We start from the raw sequence: 20,500 nt of genomic DNA, 5'->3' as shown, positions 1-20,500 counted from the left end.
AGGTAAGCGCGATGGCGCTGCAAGCACCGGGTGACATGTGCGCTTGCCGTCCGTGGCCCGTGGACCCGGATCTCTGCTGCGAGACCTGGCCGTCCCCGTGGCCGATTCCCCCGGAGACCCCGCCCGAGGACTACACCCCCGAACAGCGGCGCGCGCTCAAGGCGCAGCGGCTCGCCGGGGAGATGCTGAAGTCCAGGACGGCGGGGCTCTGGGGGCTCTGCGAGGACCTCGTGCGCCCCTGCGGCCCGTCCCACTGCCGGCCAGCAGGCAGGGGGCGTGCCGTGCTGCGCCCGTACCTGTCGGGCGGGAGCATCTACAACGCCGGGTGCGGGTGTGCGTGTTCGGACTGCGAGATCGGCTGCACGATCCGGCTCCCCGGGCCCGTGAACGAGATCCTGTCCGTGACGGTCGACGGGGAAGTCCTCGTCGAGGGCGTGGACTGGCACCTGGACAGCCGCGGCGGTCTCGCCCGGCTGAACGGCTGCTGGCCCCACAACCAGGACATGCGCGTGCCGTGCGGGGAGCAGGGGAGCTTCTGCGTCCGCTATCTCCGCGGGATCAACCCCGAGCGGTCCCTGGAAGCCATCCGGGCGGTCTCGGAGTTGGCCTGCGCGTACTACCAGTCGTTCTGCGGCGGGCAGTGCCGGAGCCTCGTCGGAGCGAAGCGCATCCAGCGCGCCGGAGTGACGTACGAGGTGCCGGCCGGGGGCTTCGGGATCGGGTCCGTTGATGCGTGGGTGTCCCTCGTGAACCCGCAGAACCACGCCCGGACCGCGCAGGTCCGCACCCTGGACCGTCCCCAGTGGATTTACCGAGGAGCGAGCGAATGTCACAGGGCACTCCCGTGAGCCGGACGGTCCTTGGGGAGAACGGCGACCGGCGGGCGGAGCAGATGGTCGGGGATCTCCTCCGGTGCCTCTGCGACCGTCTCGCCGAGTCGGACCGGCCTGTCTGCTCGTGCTGCTGGGTCCGGTCGGGCGCAGCGGCGTACACCCCGCAGAACTGCGACTCCACGAGCCCGGACGGGGACGGGATGGCGTGGATCCGGGTCCGGCAGCGGAACTTCCTCCCGAAGTCGCAGCAGCGCGGTTTCGGCGGGGTGCCGTGCGGGTCGCGCTGGGAGGAGCGCTGGGCCATGGAGGCCGGCATTTCCCGCTGCTGGCCCGGGGATGAGCAGGATCTCGACTGCGAGGAGATGACCGTCGCCGCCGCTCTCGGCGCGTGGGACGAGCAGCTCCTCTTCGACGCGATGGTCTGCTGCGACGGGGCGCAGCCGTACGCCATTGAGCCGACCCGTATCTACACACGCGGCCCCGAGGGGGGCTGCATCAGTTCTGTCATCGAGTTCAGCGCAGTACCCAGGAAGATTCGGGGATAGCCCAATGCGAGTCCACGCGCACGTGCACTACTACCCGCCGTACCGGATGGCCGGCTCGGAGACCATGGCCCACGCCATGATGCGGGCCCTCGCCGACGCCGGGCACGAGGTCACCGTCGTCGTCTCGGACATGCCGGAAGCGCCGCCATCCTTCGAGTACGACGGGATCCGGTGCCTGTCCCGTGCGGGGGTGTCGGCGGCCACGGCCCAGGTCATCGTCGACCGGCCGGACGTCGTCGTCTCCCACCATCAGAACGCGACCCACGCGAACCTCGCGGCGCGTCGGATCGGGGCGAAGTCCGTCTTCGTCCAGCACAACACGTTCGGGATGAACAAGCAGATCTTGGCCACGAGGCCGGACCTGACGGTGTTCAACACCGAGTGGATCGCCGCCCAGTACGAGCACAAGGCCGGGGCGTGGATGGTGGTGCACCCTCCGGTGTGGCCGAAGGACCACGCGACGGCCCCGGGCGATCACGTGACGCTGGTGAACCTGTCCAGGCACAAGGGCGTTGAGGTGTTCCAGAAGCTCTCGAGGGCGTTCCCGGACGTCCCGTTCCTCGGGGTGATGGGCGGGCACGGGGAGCAGATCACGTGGGGTCACTCGCCGAACGTGACGGTCGTGCCGCAGACGACGAACATGCGGGACGACGTGTGGGCGAAGACGAAGGTGCTGCTCGTGCCGTCGGTGTACGAGTCGTACGGGATGGTCGCGGCGGAGGCGGTGATGTCGGGGATCCCGGTGATGGCGGCGCCGACGCCGGGCCTGGTGGAGTGCCTAGGCGAGGCAGGGACCTTCACGCCTCGGGACGCGCCAGCGCGGTGGGTGGTGCGGCTCCGGGAGCTGCTGGGGGCTCCAGGGGCGTGGGACGCGGCGTCGGCGGCGTCTCTGCGGCGTGCTACGGCCCTGGACCCGAAGCCTGAGTTGGAAGACTGGGTTCGTGCGGTCGAGGGCCTGGTGCCCGCGCTGGTTCCGGTTCCGGCGTAGCGCGTGGAGAGGCCCCTCCCGAGCGCAGCTTGAGAGGGGCCCTGGGTCCAGCGCGCCGCAGCCATGAAGCGCGGATGGGATGCCGTCCACGGTACGGGCCGGGACCGACAACGGGGTCCCGGGCGCCCCGTGTCGCGGGTCAGCGGCTGCCCCACTCGCGGGCGGCCGGCTCCCCGTCACCGCCCGTGCGAGACGGGCAGATCGGGCAGCCGTCAGGCGGGTGGGCTCACTTGCGGTCGAAGCGGCAGGACGGGGCCAGATCCTCGACCTGGAACCCCGCGCCGTACCGGCGCTGGAGCTCCGCGGTCAGGTCCGGGAACAGCCGCTGGCGGATCTCCTGCTCGGTCGCGTCCAGGGGCGCGAGGACCTCGCCCTCGGAAGCGATGCGGCGTCCCGTGCCGGGCTCGTCGCACTCCACGATCCAGGTCCAGTAGGTGGTAGTGGCCATGTCTCTCTCCTCGGGTTCAGTGGCCCGCTCCCCTGCTGGGATCGGGCCGGTAGGCGGGTAGGCAGGCGGTCGGTAGGCGGCGGTAGGTAGGCGGGCTGACCTGCGACGACTACCCGGCTACCGGGTCCCCTGGGAGGGGGCCAGGGCCGCGGTCGGGGAGGGGTCGAGCGGCGCCCCTCCAGCCGCCCTGGACGGGGTGCTGGCGGGGGTGCTGGAGCGGCCCTCGGACGGGGTGCCGGGGCACCCCCCGGCGGACACCGGACGGGGCCCCTCCTCAGCCCCCGCCGGGGCGCCCTGCGGAGCCCCCTCCCCGGCCGGTCCAGCGGGGGGCACGGGGGCGGCCGGAAGGTGCTCCAGCCGGACCCCGTCGCGGGTCCGTGCGGGTGCCTTCGGGAAGGTGAGCTTGAAGGAGGTGACCGGCAGCAGCCAGACGTCCTTGAGCGCAGCCTTGAGGTCAACCTGCTCCCACCCCTCCAGCTCGGGTTCGGGCAGGAGGTCGGAGAGGTGGACACCGAGGTGGTGCGGGTGGCGGGCAGCGACTCTCCGGATGACCGCGGCGATGTCGTCGAGCGTCAGATCGTCGTCCTCCACCTGTTCGTCCTGGTCCTCCTCGACGGGCTCGGTGGCTTGGTCCTTGCCGCCTGTGGCCTCCTCCGCGCCTGTCCCGGCCCGGCGCCGCTCGGCAGCTGCCTTGATCCTGCCCTCCGCCGCGGCCTTCGCCTTCTTCGCGACGTCCGCCCGGGCCTCGGCCAGCAGCCGCTCCCGCTCGGCGTCCTTCGCCTCCCGGGTCGCGACCCGGACGGCGGCGGCCAACTCGGTGTGCTGGCGGGCCACCAGGCACCACGCCACGATCGCGGGAGGAATCACGTAACCGGTGTAGATACCGAGCGAGGCGAACAGGCTCCGGCCGACTGCGTAGGCGACGAGTACCACCCCGCCGGCCTTCATCGCGGAGTCGCTGTCCCACCCCTCCTCGCCCCGGATCCAGGCCCAGCCGCGTCCCAGCAGGACGGCCGACCCCTCCCCGACCSCGGTCATCAATCCGGCGAGATTCCGGGGGGTAGGCAGGTAGGTTGCCAGCTCAGCGCACATCTCGGCCGCCCTACCCCGCCCCTCCTCCTCGACGGCGGGCTCCGTCGTCTCCTCGGTGACGGGCTCCTTGACGAGGGTGAGCCGGGGGCGCTCGGCGGTCTCCGTGTCATCCTGCGGCGGGAGTTCGGCGGCCGCCTCCTGGACGCCCATCAGGAGGCTCCCAGCGCACCGGCAGTGGTCAGGATCACGGACTCCGGCAGGCCCCAGATGCCCCCGGCCTGGGACCAGACCCCGGCCGCCACGATCCCGGTCAGCGCGGCGAACCCGGGACGCATCTCCCGGAAGTACATGATCGCGGCGAGGAACAGGCTGACCCCGCCGAGTCCGGCCGACCCGAAGTCGCCCTGGGTGAACATGGCGGAGAACGCTTCGGAGAGGTCCTTGCCCGTGGTCCAGATCGACCCTGCCGCCATGTAGGCGGTGCCCGCCGTGACGCCGACGACGGATGCCTCCGTCGGGCTCAGCTTGCGGCGGACCTTGCCGCCCTTCTTCGGCTCCCTGATCCCCGTGACGAGTACGGCGGTCAGCCCGATCGCGAGCCCCCCGCTCCCCACCGAACCGAGGATCTTCCCGCCCTCGATGCCCGCCGCGAGTGCCTGCGCTGTCTCGATGTGCTCAAGCATGAAAACTTTCCCTTTTAGTGAAGAAATGTCAGATTTGTGATGCAGGCGCGTACAGGGCGAGCGCGGTGATCGCGGAGGCCAGCGGGATCCGGGCGCCCCACGCCAGAAGCAGGTTCCAGTGGCGGGTCTTGCGGTCCCAGACGTGCGCGATGAACAGCACCAGCCCCCCGCCCAGGGTCAGCGCCCCGCCGATCGACGTCGTGCGCCCGCAGTCCTCGATCGCGTGACCGATCAGCGGAACCAGGCCCAGCCAGTACCCGACCCCGGCCGCCCCCGCGTTGGCCAGCAGCCGCAGCGTCCCCGGCGACAGCGCGGGCTTGACCTCCCCGGTCTCGGTGGCCTTGGGAGAGAAGGGAGTGCGCAGGCGCGGGTAGTACCGCGCGGCAGGGCGCAGCCACTTGCCGGCCCTCCCGTGGACCTCCTCGATCGACAGCCGCGCACCGCAGCCCTCGGCCGCGCACACGTAGCCGATCAGCCGCCCGCTCTCCGAGCGCGCTTCAAGACGCTGCTCGTGCTCGCAGTCCGGCTGCGGCCCCGGGTCCGTCGCTGGGAGCCTGAGGTTGCAGTCCAGGCACAGCCGGGCGACGACCTCGCCGTCGCCTTTGTCCGCCTCGTCCCTCAGCGACAGGAGCGAGAGGTGCAGGCACTTGTCGGCGTTGGCCTTCTTCGGGTCCGGCTGCTCGGCGGCGGGCTGGGGGGCCGGCGCCGGGACGTGATGGGGGACGCCGTTGATCCACTTCACGCCGTCGGCGGCTGGCATGGGGCTGGTCAGCTGGGTTTTGTCCTGGTCCCACCAGTTGGGGACGTGGTGGTTGTCGGTGCGGGCTTCCCGCCCTACCTGGGGCGCCGGGGTGGTTGGCGGCTCGGTGGGCATAGGCGGTGCCGCGGGGGCCGTTTCCTCGGCGGAGGGCTCCTCGGCCGTCTCCAGGGTGGCCGGTCGGCGGACCTGGAAGACATCGCGCACGCGGAACGGGCGCTCGCCCTCCGCCTCCGGGGCCTCGGTCTCGTCGGTCTGCGCCTCGGTGGTGTCGTTCATGACGCACCCCACCGGTCGATCGCGCGGATCATGGTGGCGCGGGCGCGGCGTTCGTCGGGGCCGGGCGTGGTCGGGTCACCGTGGGTGGTGGTGAGGGTGGGGCGGTGGGCCCAGGTGTATCCGTCCGGCAGGTCGACGCCGAGGAGGTCCCGGACGTCGCTGCTGGTCGTGGAGCAGCTGGTGTTGAGGGTCTGCCGCGGGTCGGCCGGCCGGGGCCTCGGGGCGTAGTACGTCGTCGTGGTCATCGGGTGGTCCTTCAGGTTCGGGGCTGGTTACAGGTAGAGGCCGGTGCCCTCGCCGATCCGGTCGCGGGCGACCTTGAGCCGTCGGCCGGCGGTGGCCGGGCTCACGCCGAGGAGCTGAGCCGCGGTGGTCTTGGTGAGCTCTTCGCCGATCCGGAGGTGGTGAGCCAGGGTGCGGACCTGCTGCTCCTCGCGGCTCAGGACGGTGGTGGGCTCGTCGTCGGCCGGGTGGGGTTTCGCCTGCGGCTCACTGTCGGGATCCGGGTCGGGCTCAGAGGTCGGGCGCGGCTCACCCGGGTCGGGGGTGGCGGTGGGCTCGGACTGGCTCAAGACGGGCTCAGGCTCAAATGCCTGGTCAGATGCCTTGTCGTCGGCGTGGTCCGGTTCGGTAGGAGGGGTGGAAGCGGGGGCGTTCTCGCCCGGGGACTCATGCGGCTCGTCCGTGAGTTCGGCGTCGGGCTCACAGGGACCGGCGGGCTCAACCCCCGGCTCAGGGGCGGGCTCAAGGGCGGGACGGACCGGCTCAGCGGGCAGGCTCACCGGGATCACTGCGGTCGGCTCAGGGCAGCCCTTGAGCATGGCCGACATTGCGGTATCTGCTCCCTCAGTGAGTCGGTCTCGCTGGACTGCGACGAGGTCTGAGCCGAGCTGCGCGTCACCGGCCCCGGCCCGGCTCATGAGCCGCCACGCCTTGAGCGCCGACCACTTCTGAACCCGCTCCCAGGGGTGCCGCTCCGACCGCGCCGAGTGGTACGCGATCCGGCGCATCAAGTCGGCGTTGCGGCGCTGCGCCTCCATGTCGACACCAGTGCAGTAGACGACGACCCGGCGGGCGACGAGACCGATGCCCTCGGCCGAGACGCACATCGCCATCGGTGTGACGGCGTATACGACAGCTTCCGTCGTGGTCGCCGCGAGCTTGGCGCCGGTCGCCGAGGCGACGGCGGGCAGGAGCCACAGGCCCAGGCGGACGGGGGCCGGCGCCGTCTGGCCGAGCAGGGTCAGCAGCACGTACACGAGCGCGAGGACAAACGTCGCGCCCTCCCCGGCCGCAACGACACCGGCTGCGGTCCCGTTGTCGGGGAACACGGTCTTGACGTTGCTGTAGGTGCCCCAGGCTCCGAGCCCTCCTGCGGTGACCATCGGGACGGTGGCGATGATGAGGACCGTGATCTGCCCTGTAGTGAGGGAACGGACGGGGGCGCTGTGGGCGATGTCCTTCTTGGTGGGTGTGGTGGACACGGGGTGGCTCCAGTCCGGCGGTGGTCGGGTGGTGGTGCTGAGTGCCCCGGGCCGGATCCGATCCGGCGCCCTCACGGCGTGGATGCCGGGGCGGTGGTGCTGGTCAGGCGGGGGTGATGTCGCGGGCGCTGACGATGGCGTCCCGCGTGATGTGCTCGGTGTCCATGGCGATTCGGACGTCGCCGCCGCTGAGGTGTTCGAGGAGGGTGACCCGCTGGCCGGTGCTCTTCAGGCGGTACTGGTCGGACTGTGCGGCGGGGATGGGCGTGGTCGTGCGGTTGCACTTGCCGAACATGGCGGGGTCCTTCTGGGTGAGGGGCTGGGTGGTTACTGCGCGGGGCGCGGGAGAGCGCGGCACTTCTCCGCGTGCTCCTGCGCCCAGAGGCGCCCGGTGGCCCGGTCGCGGCAGATGTAGCTGCTGTCCTTGAAGGTGGTCTCGCACCCGCGGCAGATCCCGGTGGCGCCGTTGTTGTCGGGGTCCTCGCTGAGGTCGACGGTGATGGTCGGGTCGGTCAGCGCCTTGCCTGCGTCGGTGAGGTAGCGGGCGATGACGCCCTTGGCCCAGGGCTCGGTGGAGGCATGGGTGTTCTGCATGGGTTCTCCTCGAACTTGAAGGGGTGGGGTGGCCGGGCCGCGCGGGGGGAGGTGTCGCGGCCCGGCCGGTCAGGGGGTGGTCAGCACTTGCCGCAGGTCTGCGAGTTCTCGCCGTAGAACCACTCGCTGCACAAGCTGCACTGCCAGTGGCCGTAGACGGCGAGGACGAAGAGCGGGTAGGGGGGCATCAGACCGTCACCCCCACGGGGAGAAGCACGGCGGTGAACCCGGGGACGTACCAGGAGTGGCACTTCCCGCACACCCACTTGTCGCCCTGCCAGGTCATGGGGCGTCCGCAGCACGTCATCGGGCACCCCCGGCCTGCGCGAGGATCCGCTGCCCGTACTCGCCGCGGGTGACCCCGCCAGACGGGAACGGGAGGGCGCGGAGCACGGGGCGCGCGGCGGCGGCGCTGCCCACGGTGCGGAGCGCGACCGTCATGCGGGCCGCGTCCGTCATCGGGTCGGCCGGCCGGTGCGTGGTGAAGTGCGTGCCGACGGCCGAGAGGTGCTTCGTGGTGTGGGCGGAACCGTGCTGGCGGGCGCGGCGGAGAGCCTCGTCCATGTCGGGGTCGCTGTCGCCGGTGTGGGCGGTGGTTGCGCGGAGGGCGTCGCGCATGGCGCGGGCGGCGGGGCCGTAGAGCGGCTCGTCGACGGGGATCACGCGGCCACCCCCGCGAGGAGGCGGGCGCGGGCGGCGACGTACGCGGCCTTGCGCGGCCGGTACGAGGCGAGCGCGGCGGCGAACTGGGTGGCGGTGTAGCGGACCACCTTGCGGAGGCGGCCGCGGCCGTCGACGGTTCGGCGGGTACGGCCGGCCTTCCCGACGAGGCCGAGCTTCTTCGCGGCGGTGCGGAGGCCGGCGGAGATGCCCTTCGCGGTCTCGGCGGACTCGCCGCGCGCCACGATGTGGCTGGCGAGGGAGTGCGGGCGGCCGGCCCGGATGCGCTCCCGGAGGACAGCGCGGGCGGTACGACGTGTTGCGCGGCGTTCACGGCGGATAACCTTGGACACGGTCAGTCTCCTGTCGGTAGCAGGTTTCTGGCTGGCCCCCGGCCATATGGAGGTACGAACTCCGGTCGGGGGCCGTTCTGTTGGTACGAGACCGCCGGGGCGGCCTCACGAGAAAGACGATAAACCCCGTGCTTGAGAATTGCAAGCACGGGGTTTATTCTCGTGTTGTCCGCGCCGCAGAAGGGAGCGGCATGGAGGACGAAGCCAAGCAATCAGAGGAGGTGAGACGCCTAGTGCTGGCGATCGAGGCGTTCAAGGACATCGAGGACATCGAGGTCCGCGTACGCGAGGTAGGGAAGGCGCTGAGCGAGATGAACGGCTACACCGCCGTGCTTCGAGACCTTCGCGCGCAGGACGTCCAGACCATGAAGCAGGGCAAGACATGGGCTGACGTCGGCAGGATCTTCGGCATCTCCGGAGCGCGCGCCCAGCAGATCGGGTCAGGCGTCAGCGGAGCGCAGCGCCGGAAGAAGGACGAGCCCGACAAGGAGCGCGGTCGCCCTGGTCGCCCGCGCAAGAAGAAGACCGAAGACCCTGACGCATGAGTACGGCCGAGCGGTGTAGGAGCCGCCCGGCCGCGAAGAACCAGCGGGATTGCAGCCCGCTGATCGTGATCCACCTCGAGAAGAAGGAATCCCATGAATCGTACGACCAGCATGCCTGTGATCACCACTGAGGGTCTGCCGGCTGTGGAGCGTGGTGCCGGCTGGATGGTGCGGTACGGCTGCCCGTCGTGGTGCACGATGCGGCACGACGGTGAGGACGGTGCTCCCGGCTGGCATCAGGGGGCGGCGGCTGAGGTTGTTCAGCCTGCGCCGTTCGTCGACGAGCCCCGCCTGGAGCCGGGCACTCCGTTGGTGTCGGCGCGTGTGACCGTGATGAACGACAACGAGGCGGCGTGGGGTCGTAAGACCAAGATCTGGGCCGAGTTTGCTGGCGGGCTGTTCCTCGAACTTGATGCCGCTCAGGCCCGTTCTCTTCACGAGGGGCTGCGAGCGTTCTTGCCGCAGTTGGCGCAGCTCGCCGTCGAGCTGGAGCGTGAGTCGCAGGACGACCACGACGGCGACCCGGTGGAGCGCGCCCGTGTGATGGCCGAGTTGGACGAGCGGATCAAAGCGGCCTCTGCTGGCTGACCCCGAGTAGGCGCAGCTGGGCACTGGCCCGCAGGGTTGGGCCGGTGCTCGGTGCGCCCGTATTCGGGCTACGGCGTTCGCGTCGCTGACTCATTTTCCGGCTGCGGCCCTTGCTTGCTGTGCCGCAGCCCTTCCCTGGCCCGGGGCCGTCGCGCCCCGGGCCGTCAAGCCCCCGTATCGCCCAATCAGAACGAATCCGAGAGAGAGCGCACGTGAGCCACGAAGCCGTGACGTGGGCGATGGATGACGCGCCCATGCTGCTCACCCCCAAGGGCAAGAAGGACACGACTGCGCGCGGCGTCCTCCAGGTCCTCGCGGAGCATGCTCGCGCGGACGGTTCGAATGCTCACCCTTCCGTGGCGCGGGTTCAGTACCGGACAGGCTTCGACGAGCGCACGGTCCAGAACGCGCTGCGGCGCCTGGAGGTGGGCGGCCTGATCGTTGCTGATGGGGCTGTGAACGGGTGTACCCGTTATCGGCTGTCGATGCATCTGCGGCGCCCGGCGTCGGACTGGGATGACCTGGTAGCGGAGAAGGAAGCGAAGCGGAGTGCCGCGGCGGAGCGGAAGCGGAAGTCGCGAGCGGCCGTCACGTCTTCTGACGACGTGACTGTCACGTCGTTGAACGACCGGACAGGGGATGTCACGTCTTCTGGGGGCGGCCGTCACGTCGTTGAACAGCGTGACGTCACGTCGTTCAACGACGGCCGTCACGTCGTTAACGCCCCCCGAACCGTCATTGAACCGTCAGTAGAACCACCAGAGAACCTGTCGGTGGTTGATGAGGGGGGAGATACCTCAGGTAGTGGCGTTCCGGCGCCGCGGCCTGACGGCTCCCTCCCCATGGCCCCGATCGACGACGGCTTCGCCCTCACCGACCCGATGCGCTGCTGGGCTGCTGCCACCGTGCCTGCCCTTGAGATCGACCTTGAGACGGCCCAGTTCGTCGCTCACTTCCGCGCCAACGGCGGGCGCCGCCGGTCCTGGCCGGATGAGTGGCAGAAGTGGATGCTCCGCTCCGCGAAGTGGGCGTCCGAGCGCCAGGAGCGCCCGCCGCTTCGTGCCACGCCCTTCACCGGCTGGCGGCCCTACACCAACCCCACCGACGTTTCCGCGTATTCGAACGGATTCTGATCATGGAACCCACCACTATCGGCGCCCTCGGCCCGTCTGCGTTCGCCCGCATCATGGGCGGCATCCGCGAGAAGCAGCGCCAAGGCATCACCGCCGGCCCGGTCGACGACGCTCCCACCCCCGACGATCCCGGCCACCCCGAGTACCACCGCCGCAACCGCGCTGAATGGAACCTCGCCCGCTGGGAGACCGCGGCCCCGCCCCGATACCGGCGCGCCGACGCCACCCACCCGGAGGTGCAGGCGTGGTCCGATGCGGTAGTCGCAGACCCGGAGACCGCCGGGTCACTGCTCCTCACGGGCACCACCGGCACCGGGAAGACGTACGAGGCGTACGGGGCGCTGCGCCGGATCGCTGCTGCCGGGCCTCGGACGTACGAGATCCTCGCGACGACGGCCGCAGACATGTACGGGCTTCTCCGACCCAACGCGTCTCCACGCGGAACGGAAGGAGAGTTGGCCCGCCTCTGCCGAATCCCGCTCCTTCTCCTTGACGACCTCGGTTCGGCCAAAGCCACCGAGTGGACGGAGGAGGTCACCTACCGGCTCGTCAACGAGCGGTACAACGCGTGCAGGCCGACCGTCTACACCAGCAACCTTCCCGCCCGCGCTCTACGCGACGAGAACGGCCGGCCTGCTGGCCCGGACCTCACCAGTGCCCTTGGCGACCGCATCGTGTCCCGGCTGAGCGAGGACACCCGCGTCGTCGCGATGATTGGCACCGACCGCCGGAGGGCCGCATGACGCCATGACTCAGTCAAGGCATCCCGCCCCACACCCGATTTCGGGTGCGGGGCGGCTTCCGTTCCTCTTCTGTGCTGCTGGTTTGGACTGGAGCGGGGCTGGTTGGCATGCTGATCGGCTATGTCGACCAGCAACTCACCGCGCAGGCATGCGTTTCTTCGACACATCAGGCAGTCGTGGAACCAGCACGCAATTCTACTGGTGGCCCCTTTATCGCTAGCGCTCACAATCTGGGAAGCGACAACGCGAGAGGGGCTCACCGAAAAGCAAGAGACTTTTGTTCAAATGTCGTTATTTGCAGGAGTCGTTGGCCTATGGATTTGGGGGTTTTGGGCAAGCGCGCGGGCGCGACGTGATATCGAGAGTATCGGAGAGAGCCAACGGCGACTGACTCAAGCCGAGCAAGATCTGGAAGGCGCGCTGCGCGTCGAGTTCCTTGATTCTCTCGGGGTAACGCAACAGAGGGTCGATGAGCTACGCGCCCGAAGGGGCGAGACGGCTCTGCCGAATGCCACGGCCGCTGAGGCGGGCAGGTCATTTGTTGCCCCACAGCATCTCGCGCTGGCGGAATTGTGGGCTGCTACGCACGCGCGGCTGGAGCTTTATCACAAGATTGCTACCGGTCAGGCGAGGCAGTCGTTTCGGAATGCGCAGGTGGCAATGGTGATGGGATTCGTGCTGCTCGTCGCGTTCGTCGTGGTGGCACTGAATGCGTCCACCACGGCGGGCAGCATCGTTGCTGGCGGCCTTGGGGCTGTCTCGGCCGCGCTGGCAGGCTACGTGAGCCATACGTTCGTACGGTCACAGGAAGCAGCCGCCGGCCATCTCAGGTCTTACTTCGATCAACCGCTAGAGCTCTCCCGCTTCCTCGCCGCGGAGCGGCTGATCGCCGATGGGAAGCTGAGCGACGAGCAGCGAGCGGAGGTTCTGATGACGCTCGTGCAGGCGATGGTGGCTGGGCCGCCGCAGCCACCGGTTGCTGATGCCGCCAGCATTCCGGCACAACCAGCCGGTCGGTAGCAACATTCAGCCCGACGCAGCAGAGCCCCCGCCTCGATCGATCCGAGGTGGGGGCTCTTCGCTGCCCGCAGTCAGGGTAGCCGCGCGTACGGCGAGGCCGGGGTCAGTGGGTGAGCCAGCGAATGAGCACCAGGATCAGGATCCCGCCGCCGAGGAGCATCGCGGCCTGCCGGAAGTAGTCGGTCTCGCTGACCTTCTGGAGCGACTTGGACGTGAGTCCGCGGTAGACGCCTCGGGCCAGGCCAGCCGCGCCCGCCCGTACTACGCTGCCCACCTCGTCGAGCGGTCCTGGGGTTTCGATGATCTGGCCGTCCGGGCGGGCGCCGCCGTGGGCCTGGTACTTGTGGGCGTTCTGGTCGGCCTGGGCGTCGTAGAGGTCGTCGCGGGTGTCCCAGGTGAGGCGGCAGGTGTGGCAGCGGTAGGTGTATCGCACGTGGCGGACCGTAGCGGCCAGCGCCTTGCCTGCGTCGGGGAATGCGTCAGGTTGTCCGAGAACGCCCCCTAGGTGTGCCCGTCGGGGCTGGGTGGCCGTTGTCGCGTACCTCGATGGCATTGAGGTACGCGGCAACGGGTGGTGTGGATAGGTCAGAGGTAGGCGCGGCCGGGCATGGCCGGGCGGGCGCCGCCGTGGGCCTGGTACTTGTGGGCGTTCTGGTCGGCCTGGGCGTCGTAGAGGTCGTCGCGGGTGTCCCAGGTGAGGCGGCAGGTGTGGCAGCGGTAGGTGTATCGCACGTGGCGGACCGTAGCGGCCAGCGCCTTGCCTGCGTCGGGGAATGCGTCAGGTTGTCCGAGAACGCCCCCTAGGTGTGCCCGTCGGGGCTGGGTGGCCGTTGTCGCGTACCTCGATGGCATTGAGGTACGCGGCAACGGGTGGTGTGGATAGGTCAGAGGTAGGCGCGGCCGGGCATGGCCGCCGCTTCCTTGCCGGGGCGCAGCTCGACGAACGCCATGACCGCGGCGACGATGGCCAGGACCACGATGTAGACGCCAACAAGGAAGTCAGCGAGGCCCTCGGTTGTGTCACGCCCGACGAGCGCGATGAGGGCGATCTCCACGACACTCGCGGCGGTGAAGACGGCGAATAAGGTCCGGTCGCGCCCGGTCTTGCGGGTGAGCATGAGGTACAGGAACGGGGCGAACGACAGCAGCCCGAAGCTGACGAGGGGCAGCAGGGCCCCCATAATCCGTTTGATCATTTACTGCTCCAGATATCCGGTATTGGTCCCGTGGTCTTGGCGGTCACGCCAACCGTGTGTGCAGCATGTCACCAACTCGTGGTAGGGCACGTGCCGCTGACGGTTCGCGGTGCCTGCGAGCGGCGCTGACGGAAGTCCGCGGGGTTCCTTAACCAGGCGCAGCTGGTAGGCCGGGGAGGCCCTCGAGCCGGTATCTGGCCAAGCTGCCGCTGCACTCCCGGTGTTCCTCGTCCGGTCGCTTCAGTCGCTGGTCGCGGAGCTGGCCCTCGTGGCCGGGTTGACCGGTTTCTCGTCCGCGGCGCGGCACTTCTCCAGGTGCTCCTCGAGGGCCTGCTGCGCGGCGGCCTCCGTGCGCATGTGCCACGGCGACTGGTAGCCGCAGCCTCCGTCCTCCTTGGGGCACGCCCAAGACCAGTGGTCGTGGTCGTGCCCGGCCGTCTTGATGACCTTCCCTGGCCCTTCCGGGGCGGCCGCCGAGGTGGTGTTGGTCTTGCGGGGGAAGTCCTTGGCCTTGAGCTTGACCTTGTCGCAGTGCGGGTCGGCCGGGTCCCGCCACCAGACGATGCCCTCATGGGGGCGGGCGTGCAGCCAGTCCCGGAGGCCGTCGTAGTCGCGGGGTGCGGTGGCGTAGTCCTGGCGGACAGAGAAGGGTGCCCAGCCGTGCGGCATGAGGACGTGCTGCTCGAAGTCGTCAGGGTTCCTGTTGATCTTCGGGCCGAGCAGTTCGTACGTGCCGACGGCATCAACCTTGCAGATGGCCAGGGCCTCGGCGTGGTACTTCGCGAACGATGACTGCTCGACCGGTTCCCACCCGACTCGTTTGCCGGTGACCGGGTCTTCCTCGACGGGGAGGTAGCCGACGGGCAGGGTCTTGCCGGGCTTCACTTCTCGGCGCGCCCACCAGTCGCCTGCCTCGTCGAGACGTACGCAGGTGCCGTCCCACTTCCGGGTGGCCCGCCCTTCACCTTCGAGGACCCAGGCGCAGCCAGGGCTGACGTCGGGCAGCACGTGCTGGCGGTCTTCAGGATTGCGGACGAACAGGGTCGGGATCTTACGCATTTAGGTGTCCTTGGGGTGGAGTGAATGGGATGGGCCATTCCCGCTTCAGGGGACGATCCGATCGGGAGCCGGGCTGCTGCACCGCTGGCACGGGCCCTTCTTCTTGTTCCAGGCCTCGGCCAGGAGGGCTCCGGCTGCGAGTCCGATGATGGCGGCGAGGCTGCCCGCGAACACGGACAGGATGACAATTACGGAGAGTTCGTTGGCAGGCATGATCACTGGCCTTTCGGGTTGTTGAGGATGGCGAGGGCGCCCCACCGTCGTGTTCAGGCGGCGTTGTCGAGGGTGGCGAGGAGCTCCCGGGCGTAGCTGGTGGCCGGAGTCCCCTGCCCGTACCAGTGGTTCGCGAGGCCCCGCACGCGGGCGACGGCGGCTACGTCACAGAGGGCCCGCTGGGCGGTGGCACGCTGCTGGGCGATCACCTTGTCGCGGGCCCGGAGTTCGGCGCGCAGGTCGGCGATCTCCTGCTCGGACCGGATCATTACCCGGAGCGCTGCGTCCAGTCGGGCACGGAGTTCGCCAACGGGGTCGGAGTCTGTGACGTCCTCGTCCGGGGTGTGCCACCAGCGACGGCCGCGGTTGTCAGAATGGCGGGCGGAGTGACCGGGGCGCAGCACACACTCGGCAGGCGCCTCGCCGAAGACCGACGGGGAAAGATCACCGCAGCACTCCACTGGCACGCTTGGGGCACAGCATCCGCCCGCCCCGCAGTGGTCACAGGTCCGGCTCTCGGGCCGGCCGTCGCCCTCGCTGTAGTGGTGCCATCCGGTGGGACTGGTCGGGCAGGCACCCGGCCGGGTGGCCCACTGGATGCCGCGGACGTCCTGGTGGATGTGGCCACGGTGGCCGGGCCGGAGGACGCACGGGCCGACGGGCGGCTGGTCGGTGGTGCGGGTGGAGTACTCGGCGCAGATGGCGGTGCTGGTCATCGGGGGCTCCAGTTCGCGGCGGTTGAGGTTCAGGGGCCGCCCCGGCTGTGCGGGGCGGCCGGGGCGGGTCAGGTGGTGGGCTGCTCGTCGAGCGCAGCGCGGAATTCGCGGGCGACGGTGGCGGCGTCGCTGGGCGCCCAGCCGCCGTCGTGCCACATCTGGTAGCGGTCTGCGAGGTCCCGCACGCGGGCGATGGCGGCCTCGGCCTGCTCGGCGCGCTTGCGCAGCGTGGTAGTGCGGCGGTCCATGAGCCGCTTGGCCTCGGTGGTGACGGCGTCGGCCTGCCCGACATGGGCGGTCAGCTGCTTGATGTGCTCGGCCTGCTGGTCGGCCACGACCTCCAGCGAGAGCAGGCTCGGGGTGGCCTCGGTGAGGTCGCACATGCGCTGGTACTTCTCGGCAGTGGTGTGGCCGTCCCAGCCCCGGCAGATCCGGTTCGTGGGCTGGACGTGGGTGAAGAGGTCCATGTCGCGCTCGGCAATGTGCCAGGTCATCTGTCCGGCGGGCGTCTCGATGGTGACGACGGCCCAGTCAGGGGCGGCCGGGTCGGTGTGGCCGATGTGGGAGGGGTGGAGGGCTGCGAGGTGCGCGACGAGGTGGGCGCGCTCGCGGTACGTGGCGTCGAGCTGGTCGTACAGGGCATCGAGTTGTTCGTCGGTGAGGTCGTCGAGGCGAATGCGGCTCATCGGGTCTCCTTGGTGGTGTGGTCGGTGCGGAAGCGGAGGGGCGGCGACTTCGGCGGGGGCGGGTCGTGACGGTGTCGCCACGCGTCCCAGCCCTTCACCGGGTGGGTGAGCAGCCAGACGATGTTCTCGGCGGACAGGACCGTGTAGACCGCCCAGTAGCGGGTGCCGGTGGGGCGCTTGCCGTAGTGCTGCCAGTTCGCCCAGTCAGAGGCACGGTGGAGGGGCTTGTAGCGGCCGAGCCCGTATCCAGCGGTGAGCGCGGCCAGGACAGCGAGGGTGAGGCTCATCGGCCCGGCTCCTCGGTCACGGCGGGCACCAGGCGCATCGTGGCCCGGTCGCGAAATCGGCCGTGGAAGTCGACGACCTGCCACGTGCCGGGCCGCATCCCGGCGGCGGGCTCGGATAGTTCGAGGTGGTCGCCGACGGCGAGGTCTCGCAGGTTCTCGCCGTTGTCGAGCCGGACGTCGGAGCAGCTCACCGTCACGGCGGTGCCGAGGATCTGCCGGGCCACCGCAAGAACGGCAGCCGTGCTGACGTACCCGTGGTGGTGCCCCTCGCGCGGCACGCCGCAGTAGCCGCAGAGGCCGATCGTGTCCTCGGCGACGGCGGGCCCGCCCACGGCAGCGTCGGCGGCCGCGAGCCAGTCGGGCAGCACGGCCAGGACCGCGTCGGCGTGCTCGCCGTACTCGTCGGGCTCCAGCATGTCCGGGTCCCAGTCGATGCCGGACGCCTCGCAGATGGCGCGGCGGACACGTTCGCGGAGTTCGTCGGCGGGCGCGGTCGCCTTGTCGGCCATCTCCCCGCAGCCGGGGCATCGGATCGTGTCCGTGTCCGTGGGCGCGGTCATCGTGGCGTCGCAGTCGTCGCAGTGGTACTTCACGGGGTCCTCCTGGTGGTGGGTACGGTGGGTGGGCGCCCGCCCGGCTACGACCCGGGCGGGCGTACTGCTGTCCGTCACGAGGCGTCAGCCGAGGACGGTGTCGACGAAGTGCTGCTCGTCGATGGCTTCGCGGTCGTGGCAGCGGACGCACAGCCTGTGGAGTTGGGCGCGGCGTTCGATGGCGGCAGTGCACCAGCGGTCGCCGTTGTCCTCGATCCACGCGATGTGCGTGGCCGCTTCGGTGAGGTCGACGGGGCCGATGTCGCGGATGCAGTTGTGGAGCGGCTTGTACGGGAAGAGCGGCCGGGTCTGCTTGCAGCGGATGCAGCGGCCTTCGGTGGGCTGGTCGGTCATCAGAGGCTCCAGAGGGTGGGTTGGTGGTGGACGAGCGGCAGCTCGGCTTGTCCGTCGATGTGGTGGTCGGGGCGTGGGGTGGGGATGTGGGGCGCTGGGCGGTCGCCTGCGGCCTTGGCGCAGACGGGGCCGATGCCTCGGGCCCGCCAGCGCTCGGAGCGCAGGAGGCGCCCACAGACGCGGCACGACGGGGTGTTCATGTCCGGGTCTTCCTTGGGGTTTCGTCGGTGACGGGTCCGTGGTCGGCGACGAGGACTCGCCAGCGGACCCAGTGGGAGCCGGTGCAGGTCCAGCGGGTGCGGTCACGGGTCCAGAGACGGCCGGTGCGGTCTCGGACAGCGGTTACGTCGTTGGGGGCGAGGAAGCTGCCGGGGCCGTCCGGTCGCCAGGAGCGGGTGCTCACGCGGCGGCCTCGGTGGCTGCGGTGACGCGGGAGGGGTGTGCGTGGGGCATGCGGCGGCCGCTGGCGGGGATGGTGCAGCGCTGGCCGGCCGCGGCACGGCAGTGCGGGCACGGGACCGTCAGGCCAAGGTACGGGGTTCGCCTGGCCTCGGGCTGGGCCACCGCGAGGGCGTCGCGGACGGACGGCGGCATGTATGCGCCGAGCTCGGCCAGGCGGCGCTCGACTGAGGCGGCGGCCGGTCCGGAGGTGAGCATCTTGTGCTCGACGGGGGGCTGCTGGCCGGTGGCGACGGCGCGGCGGCGGGCGGCGAGCGCGTGCCGGTACGCCTGCTCGTTGTCGGGGTCGACGGGCGGGGCGGGGTCGACATCGTGCCGCATCCGGTCACGGACGGTGGCGGCCCACCGGGTGGCGATGTCGGCGGGGAGGATCGGCCACGTGCTCTTGGCGTAGTGCTGGTGGGCGGCGGTGACGGCGAAGTCGTACGGAACTTCGGCGAGGATCCCGGCCCACATGAGGGCCTGGGCGCGGCGCTCCTTCCTGTCCTCGCGGCGGACACGGGGGTCAGCGAGGGCAATCTCGGCGATGAGCTGGGGGATCTGCTCAGGCTCCATCTCAGGCGCCTCCCATCTTCCGCTGGCGGAATTCGTCGGCGATGGCCGCCATGTCTTCGAGGTATTCGTTGGTTTCGCTCGGGCCGTCGACTGCGCGGAGGTTCGGCCGCCCGTCCGGCGCGGGCTCGGGAGTCGGCATCGCGTGCCAGCTGTCGTAGAAGAACCGCGACGACACGACGGGGGTCCGGGCGGACTGCCAGCTGCGGCGGGCCTGTTCGACCATCAGCGGGATACCGAGCCGCTTGATGTCGTTGTGCAGGCGGATCAGGTCATCGCCCTTGAACTTCCACGGGACGTGCATGCTGGCCGCGCCCATGGCTCCGGTGAGTGGCTGGAGCCAGTCGGGACCTACTGCTGCTGCTTCTTGGCCCCCGCCGTGTACGGCCGGGAGGTGGTCTCCGGCGTGCGGGGGGTAGGGGGGTAGTTCCTCCGTAGGAGGAACCGGGTTCGGGGACGGGTACGGGGCAGGCGTCACACCCCCGTCTCGCGACGCGTCTGTAGACGCGTCTACCGAACCGTCTACACCCGGCGTTCCCTTTCCGGGGCGCTGCTTCTTCTTGTTCTCCCGCCACCGCTGCTGACGTGCGGTTTTAGCCTGACGCTCGGCACGAACCTGTTCAGCGGCGGGGTTGTATTCGAGGTAGTCGTGGATCTGCCAACCGCCCTCTTCGTGGACCTCCCACAGGCCACGCTCTACGAGTTCCTTTGCCGCTGCTTTACTCGTCTTGATGTCGGCGACGATGCGCAGCTCCTCGGCGGGGATGCGTCCGTCGGTGAGGTTCTCGGCGGCGTAGCACAGCCCGGACACGTACAGCCGGAACGCCTGGTGGGAGAGCAGGCGGATCTTCCGGTGTGACGTGAATCGGTCGTCGAGGCGGACCCAGGGCATTTCGCTGCTTCTCTCGGTCGTGGTGGTGCGGGTGGTGGCCCGGGGTCCGGGCCCGATACATCGGTGTTCAGTGCGATGACTGTCTGCGTAAACCGGAGGCCATAAGCGCCAACAAGCAGCGCAACCCTGATGCGCTACACAGTAGCTATTTGGCCGTGCGCCTGCAACTTAGTTGCGCTACGGTGTGGCGCATGAGTGACATGCAGGACCTTGACGAGGCCACCCGCCGATACCGGCGCACCGAACGCGCCCACGAGCAAGCGCGTGAGTCCGCGATCCAAGAAGTCCTCGCGGCTCTCCGCGCAGGAGCCGCCCCCACCGAAGTCACAGCACGCTCACCCTTCAGCGCTGCCTACGTACGGCGCCTGGCCCGGGAGGCCGGCATCGCACCGGCTCCCCCTGGCCCCAAGTCGAAAAGCTCATGACCTTGGCCTCACGACTGCTGGCCGCTTCGTAGCCAGCTGCGCGATGGTGTCGTACCGCTTGCCAGGCTCTCGGTCCTCCGGCCAAGGGGCGTTGCCGACGTCCTGGTAGTAGTGGCGTCGGCCAGCGTCGGACCGTGCGGCGTGCATCAACTCGAACGGGCCCGGCACCGGAACCTCCCATCCGACTTGTTCGAGCAGTCGGACACGTCGAACGAGGATGGCCTTCTTCCGTGGTGCGTCGCAGTCGACGCCGGGCTGAACCCCGCAGGTAGGGCAGGCGTGGGCGAGGGAGTACTCGTGGAGGGGCGGGAAGGCGTTCGACATGCGCTTCTCCTTGTCGTGTGGGTGCATGTAGGCGTCCCGGCCCGGGGCCGCCGCGCCCC

Annotated in this window: 31 protein-coding genes; 8 read left to right on the top strand and 23 right to left on the bottom strand. The window is 70.0% G+C overall.

The genetic code is table 11. The annotated features are described in order from the left end of the window. Positions 1–11: 11 nt before the first annotated feature. Genes EAO76_RS09970 through EAO76_RS09960 form a run of 3 tightly spaced genes read left to right on the top strand, consistent with a single transcriptional unit; the run spans position 12 to position 2,366 of the window. On the top strand, positions 12–848 hold the full coding sequence (locus EAO76_RS09970; protein ID WP_148835361.1) for a hypothetical protein: 837 nt from the start codon (positions 12–14) through the stop codon (positions 846–848). Further along, the gene (locus tag EAO76_RS09965) at positions 827–1,378 is read left to right on the top strand and encodes a hypothetical protein (RefSeq protein WP_148835359.1); all 552 of its coding nucleotides are present in this window, start codon (positions 827–829) and stop codon (positions 1,376–1,378) included. The genes EAO76_RS09970 and EAO76_RS09965 overlap by 22 nt, the downstream gene beginning before the upstream one ends. Before the next feature lie 4 nt (positions 1,379–1,382). Then, positions 1,383–2,366, top strand: coding sequence for a glycosyltransferase family 4 protein (locus tag EAO76_RS09960; RefSeq protein WP_148835356.1), 984 nt, complete (start codon positions 1,383–1,385; stop codon positions 2,364–2,366). Positions 2,367–2,592: 226 nt separating this feature from the next. On the opposite strand, the gene EAO76_RS09955 is transcribed toward EAO76_RS09960, so the two are convergent. From EAO76_RS09955 to EAO76_RS09915, 10 genes are all read right to left on the bottom strand, one after another. Beyond that, positions 2,593–2,814: a hypothetical protein gene (locus EAO76_RS09955; protein WP_148835354.1), complete on the bottom strand. Its 222-nt coding sequence runs from the start codon at positions 2,812–2,814 to the stop codon at positions 2,593–2,595. Between the two features lie 117 nt (positions 2,815–2,931). Beyond that, on the bottom strand, positions 2,932–4,056 hold the full coding sequence (locus EAO76_RS44440; protein WP_187438520.1) for a hypothetical protein: 1,125 nt from the start codon (positions 4,054–4,056) through the stop codon (positions 2,932–2,934). Next, complete coding sequence (locus EAO76_RS09950; protein WP_148835352.1) at positions 4,056–4,529, bottom strand: hypothetical protein; 474 nt, start codon at positions 4,527–4,529, stop codon at positions 4,056–4,058. The genes EAO76_RS44440 and EAO76_RS09950 overlap by 1 nt, the downstream gene beginning before the upstream one ends. Positions 4,530–4,557: 28 nt before the next feature. Beyond that, positions 4,558–5,565 carry a hypothetical protein gene (locus EAO76_RS09945; protein WP_148835350.1) on the bottom strand — a complete coding sequence of 336 codons (1,008 nt, stop codon included), beginning with the start codon at positions 5,563–5,565 and terminating at the stop codon, positions 4,558–4,560. After that, the gene (locus EAO76_RS09940; protein WP_148835348.1) at positions 5,562–5,810 is read right to left on the bottom strand and encodes a hypothetical protein; all 249 of its coding nucleotides are present in this window, start codon (positions 5,808–5,810) and stop codon (positions 5,562–5,564) included. Before EAO76_RS09940 ends, EAO76_RS09945 begins: the two co-directional genes overlap by 4 nt. 27 nt (positions 5,811–5,837) lie before the next feature. Next, a complete protein-coding gene (locus tag EAO76_RS09935; RefSeq protein WP_148835346.1) occupies positions 5,838–7,049 on the bottom strand; it encodes a hypothetical protein in 1,212 nt (403 codons plus the stop codon). Positions 7,050–7,152: 103 nt separating this feature from the next. Further along, a complete protein-coding gene (locus EAO76_RS09930) occupies positions 7,153–7,344 on the bottom strand; it encodes a hypothetical protein (protein ID WP_148835344.1) in 192 nt (63 codons plus the stop codon). A gap of 32 nt (positions 7,345–7,376) precedes the next feature. Next, positions 7,377–7,643, bottom strand: a complete 267-nt coding sequence (locus EAO76_RS09925; RefSeq protein WP_148835342.1) for a hypothetical protein — start codon at positions 7,641–7,643, stop codon at positions 7,377–7,379. A gap of 303 nt (positions 7,644–7,946) precedes the next feature. Beyond that, positions 7,947–8,306: a hypothetical protein gene (locus EAO76_RS09920; RefSeq protein ID WP_148835340.1), complete on the bottom strand. Its 360-nt coding sequence runs from the start codon at positions 8,304–8,306 to the stop codon at positions 7,947–7,949. Then, entirely contained in the window at positions 8,303–8,656 is a 354-nt protein-coding gene (locus EAO76_RS09915; protein WP_148835338.1) for a hypothetical protein, read from the bottom strand. Before EAO76_RS09915 ends, EAO76_RS09920 begins: the two co-directional genes overlap by 4 nt. 191 nt (positions 8,657–8,847) lie before the next feature. Between EAO76_RS09915 and EAO76_RS09910 the strand changes: the two genes are divergently transcribed. The 5 genes from EAO76_RS09910 to EAO76_RS09890 all read left to right on the top strand — a co-directional run bounded on the left by EAO76_RS09910 (position 8,848) and on the right by EAO76_RS09890 (position 12,685). Next, complete coding sequence (locus EAO76_RS09910; RefSeq protein ID WP_148835336.1) at positions 8,848–9,201, top strand: hypothetical protein; 354 nt, start codon at positions 8,848–8,850, stop codon at positions 9,199–9,201. 93 nt (positions 9,202–9,294) lie between these two features. Next, positions 9,295–9,789 (top strand): DUF6907 domain-containing protein, encoded by a 495-nt coding sequence (locus EAO76_RS09905; protein WP_148835334.1) that lies wholly within the window; start codon positions 9,295–9,297, stop codon positions 9,787–9,789. A 212-nt stretch (positions 9,790–10,001) separates the two neighbouring features. Beyond that, positions 10,002–10,922: a helix-turn-helix domain-containing protein gene (locus tag EAO76_RS09900; protein WP_148835332.1), complete on the top strand. Its 921-nt coding sequence runs from the start codon at positions 10,002–10,004 to the stop codon at positions 10,920–10,922. A gap of 2 nt (positions 10,923–10,924) precedes the next feature. Next, a complete protein-coding gene (locus EAO76_RS09895; RefSeq protein WP_262375331.1) occupies positions 10,925–11,665 on the top strand; it encodes an ATP-binding protein in 741 nt (246 codons plus the stop codon). Between the two features lie 120 nt (positions 11,666–11,785). Next, a complete protein-coding gene (locus tag EAO76_RS09890) occupies positions 11,786–12,685 on the top strand; it encodes a hypothetical protein (RefSeq protein WP_148835330.1) in 900 nt (299 codons plus the stop codon). Positions 12,686–12,788: 103 nt separating this feature from the next. On the opposite strand, the gene EAO76_RS09885 is transcribed toward EAO76_RS09890, so the two are convergent. The 13 genes from EAO76_RS09885 to EAO76_RS09835 form a co-directional block, all read right to left on the bottom strand. Beyond that, complete coding sequence (locus tag EAO76_RS09885; RefSeq protein ID WP_148835328.1) at positions 12,789–13,118, bottom strand: hypothetical protein; 330 nt, start codon at positions 13,116–13,118, stop codon at positions 12,789–12,791. Between the two features lie 152 nt (positions 13,119–13,270). Continuing rightward, complete coding sequence (locus EAO76_RS44435) at positions 13,271–13,417, bottom strand: hypothetical protein (RefSeq protein WP_187438519.1); 147 nt, start codon at positions 13,415–13,417, stop codon at positions 13,271–13,273. Between the two features lie 152 nt (positions 13,418–13,569). Further along, entirely contained in the window at positions 13,570–13,881 is a 312-nt protein-coding gene (locus tag EAO76_RS09880; RefSeq protein WP_148835326.1) for a hypothetical protein, read from the bottom strand. A gap of 240 nt (positions 13,882–14,121) precedes the next feature. Beyond that, complete coding sequence (locus tag EAO76_RS45990; RefSeq protein ID WP_262375330.1) at positions 14,122–14,940, bottom strand: hypothetical protein; 819 nt, start codon at positions 14,938–14,940, stop codon at positions 14,122–14,124. Positions 14,941–14,985: 45 nt separating this feature from the next. Next, a complete protein-coding gene (locus EAO76_RS44430) occupies positions 14,986–15,153 on the bottom strand; it encodes a hypothetical protein (RefSeq protein ID WP_187438518.1) in 168 nt (55 codons plus the stop codon). A 53-nt stretch (positions 15,154–15,206) separates the two neighbouring features. Then, positions 15,207–15,869, bottom strand: a complete 663-nt coding sequence (locus EAO76_RS09870; protein WP_148835324.1) for a hypothetical protein — start codon at positions 15,867–15,869, stop codon at positions 15,207–15,209. Positions 15,870–15,937: 68 nt separating this feature from the next. Next, positions 15,938–16,555, bottom strand: a complete 618-nt coding sequence (locus EAO76_RS09865; RefSeq protein ID WP_148835322.1) for a hypothetical protein — start codon at positions 16,553–16,555, stop codon at positions 15,938–15,940. Next, complete coding sequence (locus EAO76_RS09860) at positions 16,552–16,842, bottom strand: hypothetical protein (RefSeq protein ID WP_148835320.1); 291 nt, start codon at positions 16,840–16,842, stop codon at positions 16,552–16,554. Before EAO76_RS09860 ends, EAO76_RS09865 begins: the two co-directional genes overlap by 4 nt. Next, entirely contained in the window at positions 16,839–17,435 is a 597-nt protein-coding gene (locus EAO76_RS09855) for a hypothetical protein (protein ID WP_148835318.1), read from the bottom strand. Before EAO76_RS09855 ends, EAO76_RS09860 begins: the two co-directional genes overlap by 4 nt. Before the next feature lie 84 nt (positions 17,436–17,519). Further along, on the bottom strand, positions 17,520–17,789 hold the full coding sequence (locus tag EAO76_RS09850; RefSeq protein ID WP_148835316.1) for a hypothetical protein: 270 nt from the start codon (positions 17,787–17,789) through the stop codon (positions 17,520–17,522). Next, complete coding sequence (locus EAO76_RS09845) at positions 17,789–17,989, bottom strand: DUF6011 domain-containing protein (RefSeq protein ID WP_148835315.1); 201 nt, start codon at positions 17,987–17,989, stop codon at positions 17,789–17,791. Before EAO76_RS09845 ends, EAO76_RS09850 begins: the two co-directional genes overlap by 1 nt. 199 nt (positions 17,990–18,188) lie before the next feature. Beyond that, the gene (locus tag EAO76_RS09840; RefSeq protein WP_148835313.1) at positions 18,189–18,803 is read right to left on the bottom strand and encodes a hypothetical protein; all 615 of its coding nucleotides are present in this window, start codon (positions 18,801–18,803) and stop codon (positions 18,189–18,191) included. 1 nt (position 18,804) lies between these two features. Beyond that, positions 18,805–19,692: a hypothetical protein gene (locus tag EAO76_RS09835; protein WP_148835311.1), complete on the bottom strand. Its 888-nt coding sequence runs from the start codon at positions 19,690–19,692 to the stop codon at positions 18,805–18,807. Positions 19,693–20,500 lie beyond the last annotated feature (808 nt).

Origin of the sequence: Streptomyces sp. sk2.1, assembly GCF_008120935.1 — a bacterium.
Lineage (GTDB): Bacteria > Actinomycetota > Actinomycetes > Streptomycetales > Streptomycetaceae > Streptomyces.
Note: the sequence above shows the minus strand (reverse complement) of the source record. Positions and strands in the feature narration are given on the sequence as shown.